Consider the following 4,400-nt stretch of genomic DNA (forward strand, 5'->3'; position numbering starts at 1 on the left):
AAAATATGCCGCAGAATTAAATCAAAAGAAATAATAACAGATAAAGATAAGTGCCTCTTTATTGTCAAAGATTCTGAATATCTAAATATAAACAAATTGGTCAAAAGTCTCGATCTGCAAAAAAACGAGATAGTTATTCTTCTTAAATCCAACCAAAGTATCATTAAAAATAATTCCGCTGATGGTGGATTATCAAACATTTCAACTGAAAATTTTAACTCATTTGCAGAACTATTGAAAAAACTCAGAGATTACAGAGATAATATTCTGTTTTTGCCTTACTCCGGCACTATTAATGAATCGAACCTCACTACTGAAGTATGCGCATTTGCATCCAATATGCGCAAAATTGTTGGCATCGATGATTCTGTTTCTGAATACGAGTTAAATTCTATTTTTTTGCTTTATAAAATTTGCTGGTCACTATCCAAACTTTTTTTACTTTTATTAAGCTCATTAATACTCCTGCCCTTTGTAACTCTTTTTCTAACAATTATGGTTGTGCTAATGGTTTTAAACAGCAACAGTTCTAAAAAGGTTTGACTTTCGTTAGTTCAATTTTCATTTGATTATTTTTCATAATATCAAACCATCCTCTATCCCTAAATGTCATATTCTGAGTGTAATTGTTATCCTTACACACATATTTCATATCACTCCACTTGAATAGATTAGCGAATCTGTTTTATTTGCTTTTTTTATATTTTTTTAAATAATACTTGACTTTTTTTGTCTTTTAGTTTTTTATCAAAAAATCAAAAAAAGGAGATTTCAATGAATAAGAAATTTTCTATTTTTGTTTCCATCTTTCTTTTTCTAATATCCATTTCCTACTCCGCCATTGCATCAGATCCACCTCCTACAGGACTAACCGCAACTGTTGTCCCCACCTTTGATTTATATGGAAATGCGCAAAAGAAAATTCAAATCAGTTGGGATGCTTACCACTCGATTAAAATCTGCTGTAACAATGAAATCGACCGCTTACTTGGATATGATTTAACAATTGTTACAAAAAGGCAATGCGTTAGCTCAGGCACTACCATTCTTCATCTTTCTAAAGACCAAACCTCCTATACTACCCTAATGCATGGAGATACTAACATTGTTGCTGTCTCTGTCTCAGCACGTTTGTTAACGAAAGATTGTTATAAGTGCGGTTCTGCAGGCTCATACAGTTCTGACCAAGCTTCCATTGTTGTCAATATGGCAAAAGAAGGATGCAATGCTTATCTATCAATCCCTCCACAAGATACGGACATTTGCTCAGCGAAAAAAAATGAAGTTGGTGAACCGGTAAATATTCTCAATGGTGAAATGACTATTGAAGAAAGAGACTTTAAAATTGAAGGAATAAATTTGGATTTCGAATTTAAACGGGACTATTCATCAAGACAGCAGATACCTGCAATTGCAACAGATGTTTCAGTGCCTGTTGATAAATCAAATGAAAGTACTATCTTTTCTGAATTCACAGAAATAGGGCGAAATGCACCGTCATCAACAAAGTACTCTCAAAGCTATTTTTCCTTAAAATCAGGAACACCCATTGGTTGGGGATGGAGTCACAGCTTCTCTGCACATTTGGATTTTCTTCAAGATGGCAATGTTGTTCGCCTCGTAAATCAAAAAGGAAGAAGTCTATACTTTTATAAAGATTCACCTTCCTCCTCATATTATCATCTTTCAGGAAAACCATCTCAAATGAGTTTACAAGACAATGGAGATTCAACATTCACATATAAAGACGACGAGGGAAAATTATTTTTATTTGGAAGTTCAGGTGAACTTTTATCTATAATCAGCCCCGAGGGAAACCACATTGAATTAGAATATGACATCAACGGGCAGCTTATAAAAATATATGACACATTGAATAGGCATTATTCGCTTAATTATGATTCAAACGGAAGAATTACATCTATTACAGAAGATTCACACTCCATTACCCTTGTCTCTTATACATATGACTCATTAGGGCGTCTTGTTTCAGCTACTTATCCTGATAATTCAACGACTACCTACGAATATAATGATCCTAACGACAACCTCAACATAACTAAAATAACAACAAAAGACGGAAGAATCCATCTCTATACATATGACACAGAAGATCGTGTAGTTTCTTTTTCAGATGACGATGGAAAACATTTTTCTTTTTTAGAATACAATACCGATCACTGGTATACAAAAATTACAAATACAAAAGGAGTAGACACCTACTTTCATTACGAATCGATAAACCGCACTGGACTTCTTAAACATACGACCGGCAATACCTGTTCAACCTGCACATCGCCGTATTATTCATATACGAATGATAGTCTTGGGAGAATAATTGAAGAAGAAGACTCTTATGGTAACATTACTTCATTTGAAAACTTCGATAATTTTGGCAACCCTCAATTAATCCGTCACGGGAAAGGAAGCTCTGAGGAACAGTCAATTTATTTATCCTATCACCCAGAAATGAAAGTACCTCTATCAGTAAAAACAGCAAGTGTTTTCCCTAATAATTTTAGAGAATTCATTGCTGATTATGACAATGATGGAGATCCAAACTATAATGAAAACCCAACCAATTTGATTCATCAAATAATACTGAAAGGTTTCACAAAGGACTTGCAGAAAAATATCATACCTTTTCAGTACAGAGCAACATTATCCTATGATTCTTATTCTCGGCTGACATCATTTGATGGATGGCGTAATGATTTATCCGATATCACAACTTTCGATTACTATGCCAGCGATGATACAAAGATTTTTAACCGCTACCGTTTAAAATCGATAACTGACCCATTAGGGAATAAATATATTTATGATGATTACGACATCTATGGTAATGCAGGAAAAATCACTTTGCCCGATGGAACATTCTTTATCCTATCTTACGATAACGCAGGAAATCTTATTGAAATACAAAAGGACACTGCTTTGTGGCAATTCAATTATTATCCGGGGGGCGTATTGCATTATGAAAAATTTCCCGAAGGCAACATTATCGAATATTTCTATAATGAATTAGGAGATTTGAAGATAGCAAAACTTCGAAAGGGCCCTGATATTCAATCAAGTGTATTGGAAACTGCAATTTTTTCATATGACAGCGAAGGAAATCTAATTTCTTTTGAAATCAAAGAAGGAGATGAAAATGGAACAACGGTGTTAAATGAAAGTTATTCGTATGGATATAAAAACGAGCTTAAATACATCTATCCTGATGCTTCCAACTCAAACACAAAAATTGAATTTGCAACTTCGCTTCTTCTTGATAAATATCGGCAGGCATCTCTTCCCGAAGGTCAATATTCAATGGCATACACATATGATTCGCTTCTTCGTCTTAAAGAAATTATAGAATATCCATCAAGTGACAATCTTGCTACAAACTACACTTATGACAACTTAGATAACATCATAGGTATTACTGATTCAATAGGCAATGAAACATCATTTGAATATGATGACCTTGGAAGGATTTTAAATATTAATTCAGCTGAAAGAGGAGAAAAGATATTTTCATATTCAGCACTGATGCTTCCAGCAAAAATGAAAGATGCTTTCGGAAGAGAAAGACATTTTTCCTATGATGCTTTAGGGCGTCTCATCAAAGTTGATTATATCGATGAAAATAAATCACTAACATTGAAATACGATGAAGCTTTGTCAACATATGGAAAAGGAAGACTAACTTCCGTCTCAGACGAAAATAAATCACTTAGATATCAGTATGATGTATATGGGAATATAACAAAAGAAGAATCCACAGTCGATGGAAAGACATTTTCTATTGGATATTCATATGATGATAATGGACGTATCACAAAAGTCGACTATCCATCAGGATTATCGGTTTTTTACAGTTATATCGGAAGCTGGGAATACCCAGATACTATAGAAATAAAGAAAGCAGACAACACAACAATCGATATTTCAATAACGCGCGGCGCAGATGACAAAATAAAATCTATTTCATATCCTTCCCAACTAACTGAAATTTTTGGATATGACAGCCAATACCGTATAAATTCTCATTCTATTCAAAAGCAAGACAACACTAAGGTTTTGGATTTAATATATTCAAGGGATATCGACGGCAATATAACCTTTATTACTGATACACTCAATGTAGGACAAAATTATTCCTTCACTTATGATGCATTCGGGAGAATGACAAATTCCACAGGCCCCTTTGGGAATATTTCTTTTTATTATGATTCAGTGGGAAATCGCACACAATCTATTTTAAACGGTATAATCCAAAACTATACTTACGACGGCAACAAGTTGATGTCTATTTCAGGCAATGTATCAAAAAGTTATTCATATAATTTAGAAGGAAAATTAGTTTCAGCTGGTAATATTAACTTAACTTATGATAAAGATAGTCGAATAAA

The 4,400-nt window shown here is 33.6% G+C and carries 2 protein-coding genes; both read left to right on the forward strand.

The features are described from left to right. On the forward strand, positions 1–543 hold a 543-nt coding region (locus tag D6734_09730), incomplete at its 5' end, for a hypothetical protein (protein ID RMF93595.1). A 231-nt stretch (positions 544–774) separates the two neighbouring features. Further along, the coding region (locus D6734_09735) for a hypothetical protein (protein RMF93596.1) at positions 775–4,400 on the forward strand (3,626 nt) is incomplete at its 3' end.

The sequence above is a fragment of the Candidatus Schekmanbacteria bacterium genome (assembly GCA_003695725.1).
Taxonomy (GTDB): Bacteria; Schekmanbacteria; GWA2-38-11; order GWA2-38-11; family J061; genus J061.